Annotated in this window: 15 protein-coding genes; 4 read left to right on the plus strand and 11 right to left on the minus strand. The window is 58.4% G+C overall.

The features are described 5' to 3' along the window. Nucleotides 1–179: 179 nt before the first annotated feature. The 4 genes from secG to I2C21_RS10505 form a co-directional block, all read right to left on the minus strand. Entirely contained in the window at nt 180–410 is a 231-nt protein-coding gene (secG, locus tag I2C21_RS10490; protein WP_101691301.1) for a preprotein translocase subunit SecG, read from the minus strand. 134 nt (nt 411–544) lie between these two features. After that, nucleotides 545–2,578 carry an FtsX-like permease family protein gene (locus tag I2C21_RS10495; protein ID WP_195279252.1) on the minus strand — a complete coding sequence of 678 codons (2,034 nt, stop codon included), beginning with the start codon at nt 2,576–2,578 and terminating at the stop codon, nt 545–547. Beyond that, a complete protein-coding gene (locus I2C21_RS10500) occupies nt 2,568–3,335 on the minus strand; it encodes an ABC transporter ATP-binding protein (protein ID WP_193537901.1) in 768 nt (255 codons plus the stop codon). Before I2C21_RS10500 ends, I2C21_RS10495 begins: the two co-directional genes overlap by 11 nt. Nucleotides 3,336–3,439: 104 nt before the next feature. After that, entirely contained in the window at nt 3,440–3,934 is a 495-nt protein-coding gene (locus I2C21_RS10505; protein ID WP_195279253.1) for a phosphatase PAP2 family protein, read from the minus strand. A 170-nt stretch (nt 3,935–4,104) separates the two neighbouring features. On the opposite strand from I2C21_RS10505, the gene I2C21_RS10510 reads away from it, so the two are divergent. The 3 genes from I2C21_RS10510 to nagZ all read left to right on the plus strand — a co-directional run bounded on the left by I2C21_RS10510 (nt 4,105) and on the right by nagZ (nt 7,969). Continuing rightward, nucleotides 4,105–4,665, plus strand: coding sequence for a 4'-phosphopantetheinyl transferase family protein (locus I2C21_RS10510; protein WP_286167272.1), 561 nt, complete (start codon nt 4,105–4,107; stop codon nt 4,663–4,665). Beyond that, nucleotides 4,662–6,716, plus strand: a complete 2,055-nt coding sequence (gene rnr, locus I2C21_RS10515; protein WP_195279254.1) for a ribonuclease R — start codon at nt 4,662–4,664, stop codon at nt 6,714–6,716. The genes I2C21_RS10510 and rnr overlap by 4 nt, the downstream gene beginning before the upstream one ends. Before the next feature lie 185 nt (nt 6,717–6,901). Then, the gene (gene nagZ / locus I2C21_RS10520; RefSeq protein ID WP_286167273.1) at nt 6,902–7,969 is read left to right on the plus strand and encodes a beta-N-acetylhexosaminidase; all 1,068 of its coding nucleotides are present in this window, start codon (nt 6,902–6,904) and stop codon (nt 7,967–7,969) included. A 123-nt stretch (nt 7,970–8,092) separates the two neighbouring features. Here the strand turns inward: nagZ and asnS are convergent, their stop codons facing one another. The 3 genes from asnS to I2C21_RS10535 all read right to left on the minus strand — a co-directional run bounded on the left by asnS (nt 8,093) and on the right by I2C21_RS10535 (nt 10,895). Next, nucleotides 8,093–9,487, minus strand: a complete 1,395-nt coding sequence (asnS, locus tag I2C21_RS10525; RefSeq protein ID WP_101691306.1) for an asparagine--tRNA ligase — start codon at nt 9,485–9,487, stop codon at nt 8,093–8,095. Between the two features lie 96 nt (nt 9,488–9,583). Further along, a complete protein-coding gene (locus I2C21_RS10530) occupies nt 9,584–10,435 on the minus strand; it encodes a DUF3021 domain-containing protein (RefSeq protein WP_193537703.1) in 852 nt (283 codons plus the stop codon). A 16-nt stretch (nt 10,436–10,451) separates the two neighbouring features. Beyond that, complete coding sequence (locus I2C21_RS10535) at nt 10,452–10,895, minus strand: LytTR family DNA-binding domain-containing protein (protein ID WP_195279256.1); 444 nt, start codon at nt 10,893–10,895, stop codon at nt 10,452–10,454. Nucleotides 10,896–11,187: 292 nt separating this feature from the next. On the opposite strand from I2C21_RS10535, the gene I2C21_RS10540 reads away from it, so the two are divergent. Then, nucleotides 11,188–12,579 (plus strand): uracil-xanthine permease family protein, encoded by a 1,392-nt coding sequence (locus tag I2C21_RS10540; RefSeq protein WP_101691309.1) that lies wholly within the window; start codon nt 11,188–11,190, stop codon nt 12,577–12,579. 118 nt (nt 12,580–12,697) lie between these two features. Here the strand turns inward: I2C21_RS10540 and I2C21_RS10545 are convergent, their stop codons facing one another. The 4 genes from I2C21_RS10545 to I2C21_RS10560 form a co-directional block, all read right to left on the minus strand. Further along, nucleotides 12,698–14,224: an ABC transporter ATP-binding protein gene (locus I2C21_RS10545; RefSeq protein WP_101691310.1), complete on the minus strand. Its 1,527-nt coding sequence runs from the start codon at nt 14,222–14,224 to the stop codon at nt 12,698–12,700. Beyond that, nucleotides 14,225–15,199, minus strand: coding sequence for an ABC transporter permease (locus I2C21_RS10550; RefSeq protein WP_101691311.1), 975 nt, complete (start codon nt 15,197–15,199; stop codon nt 14,225–14,227). Between the two features lie 2 nt (nt 15,200–15,201). Then, nucleotides 15,202–16,287 carry an ABC transporter permease gene (locus tag I2C21_RS10555; protein WP_186964090.1) on the minus strand — a complete coding sequence of 362 codons (1,086 nt, stop codon included), beginning with the start codon at nt 16,285–16,287 and terminating at the stop codon, nt 15,202–15,204. A gap of 132 nt (nt 16,288–16,419) precedes the next feature. Further along, nucleotides 16,420–17,451, minus strand: a complete 1,032-nt coding sequence (locus I2C21_RS10560; protein WP_186964091.1) for a BMP family protein — start codon at nt 17,449–17,451, stop codon at nt 16,420–16,422. Between the last annotated feature and the right edge of the window lie 114 nt (nt 17,452–17,565).

The following is a 17,565-nucleotide window of genomic DNA, read 5'->3' on the forward strand; positions in this document are numbered from 1 at the left end:
GCTTCCGCTCGGTTTCTTCTCACTTTTCGACTCGTTTCAGTGCCCTCTCGTGAGGCGCTCAGATAGAATACCACCCCACACCACTTTTGTCAACACCTTTTTTCACTTTTTTTCGTAACGCAAAACATCCCTCTCTGCTACCAGAGAGGGATGTTTCAAATCACCATATCGAATTCTCTTTAGATCAAGCTGATGACAACCAGAAGCACCATAAAGGCAATGGCCACCCACTTGGTCCAGCGGGCCAGCTTTGCGTCCCAGCCCTTCGCCTTATTCTTGGACATAAAGGTGTCTGCCACACCGGCGATGGTGCCGGACAGACCAGCGCTCTTTCCGGACTGGAGCATGACCACCATGATGAGCGCCAGCGCGATCAGAACGAGGACGACACTCAGGATAATCTTCACCACGTTACATCTTTCCTTTCGGCCCTGTGTGGGCGCTATCTTCTTATTGATGGGCTTGACTCTCGCGCCCATTTCAACGCGTGTTTTTTATGATAGCACAAAAGTGGGCCGATTTCAAGAGAAATTTCCCGTTTTTCTTACCGTTCCCGTACCATTCTGCGGCTTCCCCAGCAGGTAGCCAGAAAATAGGCGCCATATACTACCAGAATAATGAGAGCCGTCACGGTGCTGTTGGCCACCGCATCCAGTTTTCCAATCTCCGCAATGACATCATTGGCCGCCTTGATCCCCACGATGGAATGGACCACAGCAAGCAGCAGCGGCAGGAAGAAGTAGAGAAAGACCTGAATATCAATGGAGCGGTCACGCATCTTTTCTTCCACACCCAGTTTCCGCAAAATGCGGTAGCGTCCCACATTGTCTGCCGCCTGGGAGAGCATTTGAAGTGCCAGCACTGCTGCAGAAGTGATGAGAAAGATGGTTCCCAGATAGAGTCCGATGAAGAGAACCAGGATCTTGGTCCCCATTGTGTCCAGATAGATAAACTGCTTTGTGCTCAGGGATAGGCCAAAAGCAGACGAGCCATCGGGATCGCTCCCGCGCTCCTCGACCTGGTCGAACAGGGTCTCATCCCAGACGTTCCAGAGCAGCTCCTCCGCATGTTTCTGGTCCACTCCTTCCGCGTAATCTCCTGCCAGATAATACTGGCGAAGCCATATTGCCTCCTTCTGTACGGTCTCCATTGCCTCGTCGGGCAGGATAATGACATCCGACAGGTCGATCTCACTGGTATAGAGCGCCCCGGTATGGTACACCTTGGGGTCAGGCGCATAGACATGGCCGCCAATCGAAAAAAGCGCCCCATCCTGCCAGGCCTCCCGCTCAGGCTTCCCGTAAGATTCCGGTTCGGTCCCCTCGGCCATGCCGCAGGTATTGGGCGCCAGAACCAGAGGCTTCTCTCCCCGCAGCGCGGTAAGGGCGTTGAAGTCTGAGAGGGACATGATATAGGCGTCGTTCAGTTCCCGGCCATCCTCCGCCAGCGGAATGGGTTCGTCCAGTTTTACTGCATACCGGCACACCACCGCAAAGTCGCCCAACCAGTTTTCCGGATCGAATCCCGCCTCCTCCAGTGCATCGGGCAGGTCCTCCCGCGCAAAGACAAAGTAGTCGTCATCCAGCCGCAGGGTCATGTCCAGCGGTGCAGTTCGCTCCACATTTCCCTCCACCGTGCTGTTGACCCCCACCGAACAGGCAGTGATCCCGATGGCCAGCAGGAGCAGCAGGCATACCACCGTCATGGAGAGATAGTTCGTGTTGATCTTGGCGTTGAATTGCCGCAGCACAAACATATTGAGGTTTTGATAATAGAGCCTCTTCCGGCTTTGACAGATCCGGAGCAGAAAGCCAGACAGCGACCGGAAAAAGAGCAGGGTCCCCGCCGTACCGAGGGCCAGCATCAGCCAAAAAATGCGGTCAATGGTCAAAAGCCCCCGTTTCAGCAGCAGTCCATAGGCCACGGCCAGAAGGACCACTCCCAGCACAAACATCACCGCAGAAGCGGCCACGGAACGAAGGCGGATCTGTTCATTCTGCCGCTGTGCCTGCAGAAGGCGGATCAGCTTCTGCCGCGCCACCAGCACACAGTTGCAGATCATCACTGCCAGAAAGATCACGCTGAAGTAGAGGACGGTCTTTCCCACGCCTCTCCAGGAAAAGACAAAGTGGAACTCGTCTACCGTCATCTGAAAGAGACTGGCCGTAAAGGCCGAGAGAAACTGCGCCAGGAAGAATCCCAGTCCAAGGCCGAACACCAAGGCCAGAAGTCCAATGAACATGGTCTCCGCGAACAGAAGCACCGCAATGGTCTTCTGCCCCATCCCCAGCAGGAGATAGGTGCTCAACTCCCGCTTTCTCCGCCGGAGAAGAAAGGTATTGGCATAGAGGATAAGTCCAGCCAGCACCACCGACACAAAGACCGACACCACATCGGTCAGTTGTAGGATGGCCCGGACATAGTCGGAGTTTTGTTCTGCCAGAAGCTCCATGACCCACTGGTTTTCCAGGGAGTTGAATACGTAAAAGACGCATACGCCAAAGAGCAGTGTAATGAAATAGATGGCATAATCCCGCATGCTCCGGGTGACATTTTTTCGGGCCAGTTTAAAGAACATCGCCGGAGTCACCTCCCAGAAGGGTCACGACCTCGATGATCTCTCCAAAGAAATCCTTGCGGCTCTTGTTGCCCCGCACCAGCTCGGTAAACTGACGTCCATCCTTGATGAAGAGGATGCGGTGACAGTAGCTGGCGGTAAAGGCGTCGTGGGTCACCATCAGGATGGTGGCCTCCCGCTCCCGGTTGAGGGCCTCAAAACGGTCCAGCAGCAGGCGGGCCGACTTGGAGTCCAGCGCTCCGGTGGGCTCATCCGCCAGGATGAGGGCCGGATTTGTGATGATTGCCCGGGCTGCAGCCGTACGCTGACACTGTCCGCCCGACATCTGGTAGGGATATTTGTTCAGACAGTCTTCAATCTCCAGCAAACGGGCGGTCTCCCGCACCCTCCCCTCGATTTTTCCGACCGGAGTCCTGCGGATGGTCAGCGCCAGGGCAATATTTTCAAAGGCCGTCAGCGTGTCCAGCAGATTGCAGTCCTGAAAGATGAAGCCCAGGCGCTCCCGCCGGAACCGGGAGAGCTGCTTGCCGTTCAATCGGGTGATCTCCCGGCCGTCAATGACGATCTGCCCCGCTGTGGGCGAGTCGATGGTGGACACACAGTTGAGCAGGGTGGTCTTGCCCGAGCCCGAGGCACCCATAATGCCCACAAATTCTCCGGGCAGCACCTCCAGACTGATATCGTCGATGGCCCGGGTCACATTGCCCCGGCCTCCATAGTACTTCTGCAAATGGGACACCGTAAGGATGGGTTCCATCATATCTCCTCCTTTGCTGCCTCCATTGTACCCGGTCTCAGCACCCGGTGCCATCGAATCGCCTTACAGAAAGGTGACATTTTTGTCAGGTTTCACTCTGTTTTTCAGATCAGCCAAAAGCCTACCCAGCCGGCCGCCACAGCCAGAAGAGCCCCGGCCAGTACATCCCTCGGAAAATGGACGCCACCCAGTACCCGGGCCGCCGCCAGCAGGAGCCCGACCGCCAGAAAGACCCATCCCATGGGCGGGCAGAGATACCACCACACCATGTCAATGAGAAAGACGCTGAACACATGGCGGCTGGGGAACGACTTCCCCCGGGTATCCTTGTGGATCAGGGGCTGGATCTCCAACACCTCATAGGGTCTCGGAACATTCAATCCCCGGCGCAGAACACTGAGCAGCACAAAGGAGATCCCAGGCACCAGAGCCGCCCGCCAGAAGCGCCCGTCCCGGTTCCAGATGAGCCAGAGCAGCAGCAGTGGATAACAGAGATAGCATACGCCAGTCAGTATGGTATTGAGCTGTTTCAGACGCAGTGCCCCTTTGGGATGCCGGGCAATGGGCGCCGTCCAGCGCTCATATTGTTCTTTTGTCATCCGAATCCTCCTAAATCCCGAGCCGGTCCGGAGCGAACGTTTTCCTCCAAACAGGGCTCGATTTTGATTTGCATTATACCGATTCTCTCCCCGGTATACAAGGGCGGCGTTGTAATCGCCCCGGGGATGGGTTACAATAAAATGAAATAAAGCAGAAAGGAGAGGGTGCCTTGCTCCAGCTCTGGATGATCTCTCACGCGTCGGGCAAGCAGGACGCCCACAGCCTGCTGCACACCATTCTGAAAGAGTACTATGGATGTATTGACCCGACCTTTTCCACGCTTCCCGGTGGAAAACCGGTGCTGGCAGATTCCGCTCTCCACTTCAATCTCAGTCACAGCGGCCCCTTCGCCCTGTGCGGTGTGGGGGACCATCCCCTCGGCGTGGATGTGGAGCGGATCAAGCCACGCCGTCCCGGCCTTCCCCGCTATGTCCTCTCCGATACGGAGTGGGACTGGTTTACCGCCCGGGGCAGCCGCTGGGAGGACTTTTACACCCTCTGGACCCTGAAAGAGAGCTATGTGAAATATACCGGCCGCGGTTTGGACTGCGCCCCCCGCTCCATTGTCGTTCCTCTGCTCTCCCCCGGGCAGAGCGGCACACAGGCCGGACTCTGGTTCTGTGCCTGGGGCGGCGAGGGCTGGCGGGCCGCCTGCTGCGGGGAGGAGGTCCCCTCCTCTCTTTCTTTAGACTCTCTCACTCTGACCGAATCAAAAAAGGAGAACTTATGACAAAATCCCATTCTGAGATCACCGGACTCTACCAGGCCGCCGGACGTGGCTTCGGCTTCGTCACCCCCGAGGGGGCCGCCGGACGGGAGGAGGACTATTTCATCCCGCCCCGGGCGGAACACGGCGCCTGGCACGGGGACACCGTCGCCATCCGTCCCGATCCCGGCCCCGCCGCACCGGGTGAGAAGCGCACCGCGAAAGTCACTGCCATTCTCCGACGGGGCAACCCCACCGTCACCGGCTCGGTGCGCAAGCACGGCCGGGAGGCCTGGCTGGTCCCCGCGGGGGACAAGCTGCGGGAGCCCATCCAGATCGTGGGCAAGCACCGGGCCCACGCCGGGGACCGGGCGGCGGTCCAGGTGACCAGCTATGGCACCTCCAAACAGCCTCCCATGGGCACCCTGCTGGAGGTCTTCGGCCGGGACGGCAGCCGGGAGGCCGCTGTGGAGTCCATTCTCTTTGACCAGCATATCCAGCGGGAATTTCCGCCTCAGGTGCTGGAACAGGCCCGGCAGGCTCCCCAGGAGGTGCCCGCCTCCGCCCGGACCGGCCGTCTGGATCTCCGGGAAAAATGCATCATCACCATCGACGGCGCCAGCGCCAAAGATCTGGATGACGCCGTCTCTCTGGAGCGCGATGAGCAGGGCCGACCGGTCCTCGGCGTCCACATCGCCGATGTGAGCCACTATGTCCCCATGGGTTCCCCTCTGGATGTGGAGGCCTGGCAGCGGGGCACCTCGGTCTATTTTGCCGACCAGGTCATCCCCATGCTGCCCACGGAGCTCTCCAACGGCATCTGTTCCCTGAATCCCCAGGTGGACCGCCTGACTCTCTCCTGTATCATGACTCTGTATCCGGATGGCTCCGTAGCGGACTACACCATCGCCCAGTCAGTCATCCGCACGACGGAACGCATGACCTACGAGGACTGTAATCTCCTCCTCTCGGACGCTGACCCCGCCCTGGCCCAGCGGTACGCCCACATTCTTCCCATGCTGCGGGACATGGCCGCCCTGGCTCAGATTTTGGAGGCCCGCCGGAAGCGCCGCGGAAGCCTGGATCTGGCCAGTCGGGAGAGCTACATCCTCTGCGATGAGGATGGGTACCCGGTCTCCATCCAGGCCCGGACTCCTGGCGTCAGCGAGAGGCTTATCGAGTCCTTCATGCTGGCCGCCAATGAGTGCGTGGCCGCCCATCTCTCCCGCCTGGACGCCCCCGCGGTCTACCGCATCCATGAAAAGCCCTCGCAGGAAAAGACCGAGGCCCTGCGCGCGCTTCTCTCTCCTCTTGGTTACTCTTTCCGGGAGGCCGACCACTTCTCCCTGCAAAAGCTGCTGGATGAGTCCCGGGGAAAGCCCGAAGAATTTCTGGTCCACACCGCGGTTCTCCGCGCCCTGATGAAGGCCCGGTATGATCCCCAGAACCTGGGGCACTTTGGTCTGGCCGCCTCGGATTACTGCCACTTCACCTCTCCCATCCGGCGCTATCCCGACCTGATGGTCCATCGCACCCTGACCGCACTGCTGGAGGACACCCTGACCGGAAAGGCGGGGCAGAAGCTCTCCTCCGCCGTCCCAAAGGCGGCCAAACAGGCCTCCGAGCGGGAACTGGCCGCCCAGACCGCCGAGCGGGAGATTGAGAAATGCTATCTGGCGGAGTTTATGGCCGACCATGTGGGCGAGACCTTCCCCGCCGCGGTCTCCGGCGTGACCCGGTTCGGACTCTTCGTTCTGACCGCCCTGGGCGTGGAGGGCTTCCTCCCGGTGGAGGCTCTCCCCGGCGGGCGCTATGCCTTTGACGAGAGCCGCATGACCCTCACCGGCCTCGGCGGAGATGTCTTTACACTAGGGACACTTTTGGAAGTGGTCTGTGCTTCCGCCGATCCCGGAAGCGGACAGATCAGTTTCCGCCTCCCCGGTATGGCTCCCGGTATTCCTACGCGCCGCATCTCCCGTGAGGGTGAGCGACCCGCGGAGCGCCGGGTCGGTAAGCGGCCCTCCCGGAAAGCAGGTCCCATTTCAAAATCCAGAAAGGGGCGAAAAAAGCGATGACGAAATATAATATTTTGTCGTCACTATTCCTTTTTGTATTTCTTTTCACCGGTTGTACTCCCCAATTGTCCGAACCCACGCCCTCCCCATCCACTTCACCCACAGCAGTCTCTTCCACCCCATCTCCCACTCCCACCCCCTCCCCTACCCCTACGCCAGACCCCGTCCAGGAGCAGTTAGATTCCATGACCCTGGGTCAAAAGGTGGGGCAGCTTCTGGTGGCCGGGATGGAAGGATATACGCCAGGGGAGGACGCACTCTCCGCCATCCAGACCTATCAGGTGGGAGGTATCATACTCTTCTCCCGCAATGTGGAGAGCGCGCAGCAGCTGGCCCAGCTGACCAATGCACTCAAAGAGGCCAACGGAGAGTATATCCCCTTGCTGCTCTCCATCGACCAGGAGGGGGGACGGGTTTCCCGAATGCCCCCGGAGGTGGCCTCCCTCCCCGCTCCCCTGGTCTTTGGGCAAACGGGTGACGCCACTCTGGTCACGCGCTTCGGCAGAGTCCTGGGGGCGGAGTGCGCCGCCTTCGGACTGAATACCGACTATGCTCCCTCCCTGGACATCTGGTCCAATCCGGAAAATACGGTGATCGGCGATCGTGCTTTCGGCTCATCGGCCCAGACCGTGGCTCAGCTGGGGACCGCCGCCTGGCAGGGTGTGGCTGACCGGGGCGTGGTCCCGGTGGTCAAGCACTTCCCCGGCCACGGGGACACCGAGACCGACTCCCACCTGGGTCTCCCCGTGGTGGAAAAATCACTGGCCGAGTTGAAAGAGGAAGAGCTTCTCCCCTTTCTCACAGCCATCGAGCAGCAGGTCCCGGCCGTAATGGTGGCCCATATCCTGGAACGCGGGATTGACGAGGAGTACCCGGCTTCTCTCTCCCACAAGGTGGTCACCGGCCTCCTGCGGGAAGAGCTGGGCTTTCAGGGCGTCGTCTGTACCGACGACCTGACCATGGGCGCCATCTCCCAGACCTACGGGATGGATGAGGCCGCTGTCCTGGCTCTGGAGGCCGGATGTGACCTGCTTCTGGTCTGCCATGGGGCGGACAACCTCTCAGCCGCCTATACAGGGATTTTGTCCGCCGTGGAGGAGGGGCGTCTCACCGAGGCGCGCCTGGATGAGAGCCTCTACCGCATTCTCACGCTCAAGCGTACCTATCACTTCACCAACGCCCCGGTGCCTACCCCCGATGTGGACACTCTGAACGCACAGATCTCCTCCCTCTTGGACCAACTACCCAATTGATCTTCCACATTCGGTTCAAAAATGTGTAAAAGGAGCCCGGACACACCAGTGTCCAGGCTCCTTATTGGTATAAAAAAGGACGTCACATGGACAGAACCATGTGACGTCCTTTCTGTTTTTCTTTTAGAATTCGGCGTTGCCCACCGTGCGGGGATGGAGCTCCACATCACGGATGTTGTTCACGCCGGTGAGGTACATGACCATGCGCTCAAAGCCCAGTCCATAGCCCGCATGCTTGCAGGAGCCATAGCGGCGCAGGTCCAGATACCACCAGTAGTCCTCGGGATTCATGCCCAGCTCGCGGATGCGGTTCTCCAGCAGCTCCAGGCGCTCCTCACGCTGGGAACCGCCGATGAGCTCGCCGATGCCGGGTACCAGGCAGTCGGCAGCAGCCACCGTCTTTCCGTCGTCGTTGAGGCGCATATAGAAGGCCTTGATATCCTTGGGATAGTCGGTCACGAAGACAGGCTTCTGGAAGACCACCTCGGTGAGGTAGCGCTCGTGCTCAGTCTGGAGGTCGCAGCCCCACTCCACCTTGTAGTCGAACTTGTCATTGTTCTTCTTCAGGATCTCCACCGCGTCGGTGTAGGTCACCCGCACGAAGTCAGAGGAGGCCACATGCTCCAGCCGCTCCTTGAGGCCCTTGTCCACAAAGGAGGAGAAGAAGTTCATCTCGTCGGGGCACTTCTCCATCACTGTGCGGATGATATACTTGATCATGTCCTCAGCGGTGTCCATATAGTCGTTCAGATCGGCAAAGGCCATCTCCGGCTCGATCATCCAGAACTCGGCGGCATGGCGCTGGGTGTTGGAGTTTTCCGCCCGGAAGGTGGGACCAAAGGTGTAAACATTGCCGAAAGCCATAGCGAAGTTCTCAGCGTTGAGCTGGCCGGAGACCGTGAGGTTGGCCCGCTTGCCGAAGAAATCCTGGCTGTAATCCACACTGCCGTCCTCGTTCTTGGGAGGATTGGCCAGATCCAGCGTGGTCACCTGGAACATCTCACCCGCGCCCTCGCAGTCACTGGCGGTGATGAGCGGCGTGTGGACATACACAAAGCCCCGATCCTGGAAGAAGCAGTGGATGGCATGGGCAGCCACAGAGCGCACACGGAACACCGCGGAGAAGAGGTTGGTACGGGGACGCAGATGCTGGATGGTACGCAGATACTCTACGCTGTGACGCTTCTTCTGGAGGGGATAGTCCGGGGTAGAGGGGCCCTCCACCGTGATGGTCTGTGCCTTGAGCTCCAGGGGCTGCTTGGCCTCCGGCGTCAGGACTACCGTACCGGTCACCACAAAAGAGGTGCCCACATTGCACTTGGCAATCTCTTTGAAGTTTTCCACCTCATTGTCGGCAAAGACGACCTGAAGGTTTCGGAAGCAGGAGCCGTCATTGAGCTCCAGAAAACCGAAGGTCTTCATGTCCCGGATGGTGCGGGCCCAGCCGCAGACGGTGACGGTCTGTCCGCCAAAGGCCGCCTGATCGGCAAAGATCTGTGCGACAGTGGTTCGTTTCATGGTGGTTCAACTCCATTTTATCAAAGTAAGTCACCGTTTAGTATATCATTATTTCCCGATTTTGCAAGCATTCCTTGCTCTTTTGGGCATGAAACTTTATGCACTTTGTCCTTGCCGCCGGAAGCGCCGCCAAGCGCTTCCCAGGAGGTTCCCCAGCAGGGCAAAACAGAACGCAATGGGAACCATAATCCCGTCGGCCATGTTGGAGATCAAACGGGCCAGCGGAATAAACAGAAGAACCGCCCCCGCACAGGCCAGCGGATAAAGTGGACAAAAGCCTTCTCTCCTTCCCAGAGAGAAGCCGGAGAAAAGCCCTCCCACCGGCAGCAGCACAAACCCATACAGAACGCTGAGCAGCGGCTTAGGCGGGCCATCCAGAAGGCGCAGAAGAAACGGCAGTACAAGGCACAGGATGACCGCAAATCCCAGGTAGGGGAGGCTCTCCTTCCATTTCAGCAGGGAGGGACCTGGTGCGAGACCCAATTTTTCCCGGATGGCGGCCACCTCGGCATACCACCCCACCCAGCGCCCCAGCCAGATGAGCAGATATACCGCCGTCAACAGCGCCAGATAGAACAGCAGGATCTCCCAGGACCAAATCCACCCCAATGTCCAGGCCGTCAGAGTAACGAGCAGGGCCGTCACCGCAAAGTGTGCCAAAGACCGGCAGACCAGCGCCGCTCCGCTCTCCGCAAAGGGCATGGTGGCCACTCCCACTGTGCCGCCCAGACTAAAGTAGAGTATACTCTGAATCACCAGCGCCAGCGGAGCCGATCCAGTCCACTCGCTCAGCGCCGGACTGACCAGGAGCGGAGGCGTACTGTTGAGCAGCGGGGGCGCACCCGCGCTCCATCCGTTTATCACCGCCCCCAGAAACGACAGCGTTACCAATCCCACAAGGCCGCCCGCCAGAATATGTACCATCCATGTTCTCCGCCGTGCTCTCATATCCATCCCTCCTGTGTCATGATAATTCCAGCGCTTCTTTGATTTTTTTCACAAAACGGCGGGAGACATAGCACACCGTTCCTCCCTCCAGAGTGATGCGGATTGTTCCGGTCAGGGACAGATCCAGCGCTGTGATCTTCCGCAAATTGATGATCTCCGAGTGAGAAATCCGGACAAAGACATGCCGATCCAGCTTATTCTCCAGCTCATAGAGCCTCTCTTTCAGGTCATAGGTACCCTGTTCGTTTTCCGCCTTTACACGTCCCCCCTGCGCATAACAGCGCAGCAGGGAGTCCGCGCAAAGGGGAATCACCTGCTCCCCCAGTCGTCCCAACAGTACCTTTTCGTCCAAATCCATCAGCCGCTCCACCAATGCCCTTACTTCCGGCCCGTCCCGCTCCGCCTCCACAACCACCCGAACCCCTTCTGTTCCAGGCCGATAACGGACCTCCACCTGCACAATCCTCCCCTCCTTTCTCCTATGGTTTTAGTATATAAAACTTTCCGGAATGCGTCTATTCATTTCCCATACATGGCCGTTTTGCACAGATAAGTGGTGCCTTTTTCACTCCCCTTCCATCGCTTTGTCTAAAAAATATCTTGACATACTAAAAACTTTTCTTTATGATTAGCCATACAAAAAAGAACCGGTCTTTTCATTTTCTGTGGAAAGGAGATCACCGCCCCGCGCACGCAGTGCTCATACCAGCTACCATGGCATATGAAAGAAAAGTAATATGGAGGTCTTTAAGATGAATACTGCAGGAACATCCAACCACACCGACCGACGGGACGAAGACCGTCGTCTGATCTATCAACTCGACGGCAGACCCCGGCTGCGTACCGCCCTTCCCTTGGGCATGCAGCACGTCCTGGCTATGTTTACGTCAAACCTCGCCCCCATCCTCATCATTGCCGGGGCATGTAATCTCTCCGCCGCACAGACCGTTATTATGGTGCAGTGCGCCATGTTTGTCTCCGGTCTTACTACTTTCATCCAGCTCTATCCCATCAAGCTGGGCAAGAATAAGCAGATCGGTGCCAATCTGCCCATCGTCATGGGCACCTCCTTCGCCTTTGTTCCCACTGCCTCCACCATTGCGGCCACAGGCGGCATCGGAGCGGTCCTAGGCGGAAGCCTCTTGGGAAGCCTGACCGAAGTGATCATGGGCTTCTTCTATAAGTATATCCGCCGCTTCTTCCCCCCTCTGGTGGTGGGAAGCACGCTGGTCACCATCGGTGTAAACCTGCTCGGAGTCGGTGTGGACTATTTTGCCGGCGGCGCCGGTGCGGCCGACTACGGTTCCATCCGGAATCTCGCCATCGGCTTTATGGTTCTGGCCATCATTGTCCTGCTTCAGCGCTTTGGAAAGGGCCTGGTCAAGAACTCCGCAATCCTGATCGGTCTCGTTGTGGGTTATGTGGTCTGCGCCTTCCTGGGTATGGTGGACACCTCTACCATTACCGAGGCCGGCTGGGTAAGCCTGCCTCTGCCCCTGCAGTTTAAGCTCGTCTTCACTCCCTCTGCTGTCCTGAGCTTTGCCGCACTGTACATCGTCTCCGGCCTGGAGACCATCGGCAACACCTCTGGCATCACCATTGCCGGCTTCGACCGTGAGGCTACCGAGCGCGAGACCTCCGGCGCCATTCTGGCCGACGCACTGGGCTCCACCACCGCCGCATTCTTTAATGCACTGCCCAACACCGCCTTTGGTCAGAACGCAGGCATCGTCTCCATGACCAAGGTGGTCAACAAGTGGTGCATCGCCACTGGCGCTTTTGTACTGATGATCTGCGGCTTCCTGCCCAAGCTGGGCGCCGTGTTCTCCGCCATCCCCTCTGCCGTTCTCGGCGGCGCCGTTATCTCCGTGTTCGGCATGATCCTGATCAACGGCATCAAGATGATCGCCAAGGCCGGCTTCAGCGAGCGCAATGTTCTGGTTCTGGGCATCACCTTTGCTCTGGGCCTGGGCCTCGGCAGCCATCCCGAAGCGGTGGCGCAGCTCCCCGGCGTTCTGCGCTTCATCTTCTCTGACTCGGTGGCCGCCACCTGTATCGTAGCCATCCTGGCCAACCTGATCTTCCCCATGAAGGATAAGGAAGACATCGAGCGGGCCAAGAAGGCCATGACCGACGCCGACTGATCGTTCCCGTCACACAAAAACCACAGTCCACTGTGCCGCTCCGGCCATGGACTGTGGTTTTCTTTCTCCGTTAAAAAAGTCCGGTATGGCAGAGCCATACCGGACTTTTTACACGTATTTAGGATGCCGTAGCCGCCTGTGTTCCCTTTACGCCTGCCATCAGCAGACCAATACCCTCTTTTGTGGCGTCCCGATCCCGGACCACGCCCATGCATTCGCCCTCATAGATCACGGCGATCTGATCACTCAGCTCCAGAATCTCATCCAGCTCTGTGGAGACCAGCAGGATGGCACATCCCTCGGCACGGGCCTTCAGCAGGCATTTATGGACAAACTCCGTGGCGCCGATATCCAGTCCGCGGGTCGGGTGGACCGCCACCAGGAGCTTCGGATCCTGCTCCAGGATGCGTCCCACGATGATCTTCTGCTGATTGCCGCCGGAGAGCGCACCGGCCGGCACCTCCAAAGAGGCCGCACGGATGTCATAGAACTCCTGAAGGCTTTTGGCTTTTTCCTGGATGGCTTTCTTTTGGAGCAGGTGGCGCTTGGTGTAGGGCCGGTCCTGGATGGTCTCCAAAAAGAGATTTTCTTTTACCGACATGGAGAGCACCAGGCCCTGCTTATGCCGGTCCTCGGGGATATGTCCCACACCCGCGTCAATAAACTCTCTGGGGGTTTTTCCGGTCATATCCACCCCTTGGATACGAATAGCGCCCCCCGTGGCGGGAAGCAGTCCGGTGATTCCCTTGACCAGCTCCGACTGTCCGTTTCCGTCTACTCCGGCAAGGCCTACGATCTCTCCGGCACGGATCTGGAGGCTGAACTCCTTGATGATCTCCTTCTTGGCCTCATTGCAGACCGAGAGGTGATCCAGCTCCAGCACCACTTCCCCGGCCTCCTGCTCCGGCTTCTCCACGCCCAGTGTGACCTGACGGCCCACCATGGCAGAGGCCAGTGCCTCCGGATTGCAGTTGGCCAGATCGTCGATGCAGCCGGTGATCTTTCCCCGGCGGAGAATGCTGATCCGGTCGCTGATGCTCATGAGCTCATTGAGCTTGTGGCTGATAAAGACGATGCTGACGCCATCCTTCTTCAGCCGCTCCAAGGTGGCAAAGAGCTCGGTAATCTCCTGGGGGGTAAGTACAGCGGTGGGCTCATCCAGAATTAAGATCTTCGCCCCCCGGAACAGTACCTTCAGGATCTCCACCCGCTGCTGCTCGCCCACGGAGAGGGTGGATACCAACGCATGGGGATCCACTCTCAGGTCGTATTTCTCACTGGCTGCGGCAATTTTGGCCTCTGCATCCTTAATATCCAGGCGCAGCTCCTTCTGCATGCCCAGCACGATATTCTCCGCCACCGTAAAGGCAGGGATGAGCATAAAGTGCTGATGCACCATTCCGATCCCCAGCTCAATGGCGTGCTTGGGGGAAGAAATCTCCACCGGCTTTCCATTCAAATAGATCTCGCCCTCGTCCGCGCCGTAGACGCCGTAAATCACATTCATCAGGGTGGACTTACCCGCGCCATTCTCACCCAGCAGTGCATGGATCTCACCGGGATAGAGGTCAAAGCTGATATGGTCGTTGGCCACATTGCTTCCAAACCGTTTTGTAATGTTGTGTACGCGCAATACCGGTTCCATTCAGTTCCCTCCCATTCTGCTGCGGCGGGCGGAGCGGCGGCGTCCCTTGTCCTTTTCAAAGGGAATGCTGTTGGCCGCCGGTCCCTTGGCCGCGCCCATAAAGAAGACCAGCGCAAAGAAGGTGATGAGATAGGGCATCATCATGTAGAAGTAATAGGGAATATCAAAGATGGTCTGCATCCGCAGCTGCAGCGCGTCGCCCGCGCCGAAGAGGATGGCGGCCAGCGCAGCGCCCACAGGCGTCCACTTGCCAAAGACCACCGCGGCATAGGCAATGAAGCCACGGCCGGAGGACAGGTTATCATAGAAGGTATTGAGTCCTGTCAGGGTCAGGCTGGCTCCGGCCAGTCCGCAGAACAGGCCCGTGGTGAGGACCGCCAGCCAGCGGATGCGGATGACGTCCACGCCCGCCACATCCAGCGCCTGGGGATTTTCACCGGCGGCCCGCAGCTCCAGGCCCCGGCTGGTACGGAACAGGAAGAGGTTGAGGAGGATAAGCAGCACCACCGCAGCGTAGGTCAGCGGATGCTGGCTGAACAGGACCGGCCCCACAAAGGGCAGATCGCTCAGAACCGGAATATCCAGGTTGGCCATGCCAGGGCAGCTGGCCATCTGCGAATCGGTCCCGAAGAGGAAGCGGAAGAGTGTACTGGTAATACCGAGGGCCAGCGTGTTCAGGCCCACTGCGGATACCACCTGGTTGACCTTTACCTTAATACTCATAAAGGCGTGCAGCGCGGCCAGGAAGAGGCTCCCCACCATGGCGGTCAGAACGCCCAGCCATACGTTTTGGAAGAGATATGATCCCAGGTATCCGAAAAAGGCTCCCATCAGGATCTGTCCTTCCAGCGCCATGTTCAGAACACCGGAGCGCTCGGAAATGACGCCGCCCAGGGCCGCCAGCATCAGAGGCGTAGCCAGACGGAACGTGGCGGAGTAGAAATCCGGCGTTAAAAAGATATTCAGAAATTCCATGACTACGCCTCCTTCGCCATACTCTGGCTCTCTTTTTTCCGGAACAGTCCGCCCACCAGGCCGATAAAGTCAATGTTGGCGCGGCTGAAGCCAAGGATGCTCAGAATGATCACGCCCTGAATGATATAGAGGATGGTCACCGGGACGCCCATCATGATCTGCATCACGCTGGCACCGCTGCGCAGCGCGCCCAGGAAAATACCGGCAATCAGGACGCCGATGGGGTGCAGGTTGCCCATCAGGGCCACGGCGATGATATCGTATCCGGTATTGGGGGAGAAGTTCTGTACCATCAGATGCTGATAGCCCATGACCTGCGCCGAGCCGGCCAGTCCGGAGAGGGCGCCGCTGACGATGATGGCCAGGAGCAGATATTTGCGGGTATGGATACCGGAGGTCCGGCTGGCCTCCGCGTTCTGACCGACGGCCCGGAGCTTGAAGCCCACATCTGTCTTGTAGAAGATCAGGAAGAACAGCGCCACGATCAGCAGTGCCATGAGAAAGCTGGTGTTGAGCTCGCTGCCCGACATGATCTTGGAGAGCATGGCCGAGGTCTGAATCTTGGGGGACTGGTGGTTCAGCGCGCCCGGCTCTTTGAAGAAGCTGGAGAGGGCGTAGTTGACAAAATATACACCCACATAGTTGAGCAGCACCGATGTCACCGTCTCGTTATAGCCCTTGGAAATCTTCAAATAGCCGGGAATCAGAGCCCACAGGCCGCCGAAGATCATGCTGCCCAAAAAGCAGATGGGGATGTGCAGCCAGAAGGGAAGGCCAACCAGATTCACGCCCAGCCAGGTCGCCGCAAAGGCACCCAGATAGAGCTGACCTTCACCGCCGATATTAAAGATACCGCACCGGAAAGAAAGGGCAATGCCCAGGCCGCCCAGAATCAGCGGGGTCGCCAGCAGCAGGCTGGCGCCCAGATTGCTCTTTCCGATGAATGCGCCCTGAAACAGGGCCATAAAGGTCTCCACAGGATCCACACCCTGCCAGAGCAGCAATGCGCCGATGATGGCGAATGCCAGCAGCAGAGCTATCACGATGGAAATGAGGTAATTCACCATCGCACGGGCTCGCTTGTTCATGATCACTCCTCCAATATCTTTCCGAGTCCCTCTGAATGCACAAGTGGTGCAGCAACGGTCGGTCGCTGCACCACTTGGGGTCACGCTTCTGTCGCTCGTGTTCCTCTCGGATTCCGAGATCGAAATTCAGTTTTAGTACAGAGTGGGAATCTCCAGCTTGCCGTCCAGATAGTCCTGCATGGCCGCCTCTACTTCGGCCGCCTGCTCTTCGGTCAGTCCGTAGAACTCAGACATGCCCTGGGCGCCGTCCGGCATACCATAGACCTGCACGCCCTGCTCCATGGTACCCTCGAGGTAACGCTCGGCAGTGGCCACATACACATCGCCCACGGACTGGAGACCGGAGCAGATCACCGCGTCGGACAGATCATGCTGATCGCTGACCCAGCCGATGGCCTTGATCCCGGCATTCTCACAGGCCTGGTACACGCCCACAGCATACGCGTCGCCCATGGCCAGCAGTACGTCGCAGCCCTTGGAAATCAGAGACTCGGAAGCCTCCTTGGCCTTGGGCAGATCGTCCCAGGAGCCGGTAAATGCGGTGTACACTTCGATGTCCGGATTAACCGCCTTGGCGCCCAGCTCATAGGTGTCGATGTCCGCCTTGTTGTTGGGGGCATCATCGGGAGGAATGATGCCGATCTTCCCGGTCTCGGAGACCATGGCGGCCGCCATACCGCAGAAGTATCCGCATTCACCAAACTTAAAGACGGTTCCGGTCAGGTTCCCCGCCTCTACATTGGCGTTGACCGCCACGAAGGTGGTATCCGGAAACTCAGGTGCCACCGTGCTCATCGGCTCGCCGAACTCAGCGCCATGACCAAAGATCAGGTCAAAGCCCTGACGGGCGTAAGTCCGAATGACCTGAGGCATCTCGGCAACCGCTACTTTTTCTGTGTAAGCGGTTTCTACCCCGAGGGTCTCCTCAATGCGCTGAAGTCCTTCATATGCACTGGCATTCCAGCCGCCGTCATTCACGGCGCCGCCGCACACCAGAGCTACCTTGACCTCGGACGGGTCCTTTGCTCCCGTGGTCTCCGTCGTTCCTCCGGTCGGGGAACTGGCAGGGGGCGCAGAGTCTTCTGTCCCAACATTTCGCGAGCAGGCCGCCAGGCCAACAGCAAGTGCACCAGCCAGCAAGAGCGCCATCAGTTTCCGTTTCATTTGGGGATACCTCCTTCAATTTCTTAGAACTGTGTCTCTGAACTCCTCCGTTCGCGCTTTTTTGTAATCGGTTACACTCTTGTTGCATTTACAGTACCATACTTCTGTTCACTT

Origin of the sequence: Clostridium sp. J1101437_171009_A5, assembly GCF_015547905.1 — a bacterium.
Taxonomy (GTDB): Bacteria; Bacillota; Clostridia; order Oscillospirales; family Oscillospiraceae; genus Pseudoflavonifractor_A; species Pseudoflavonifractor_A gallinarum.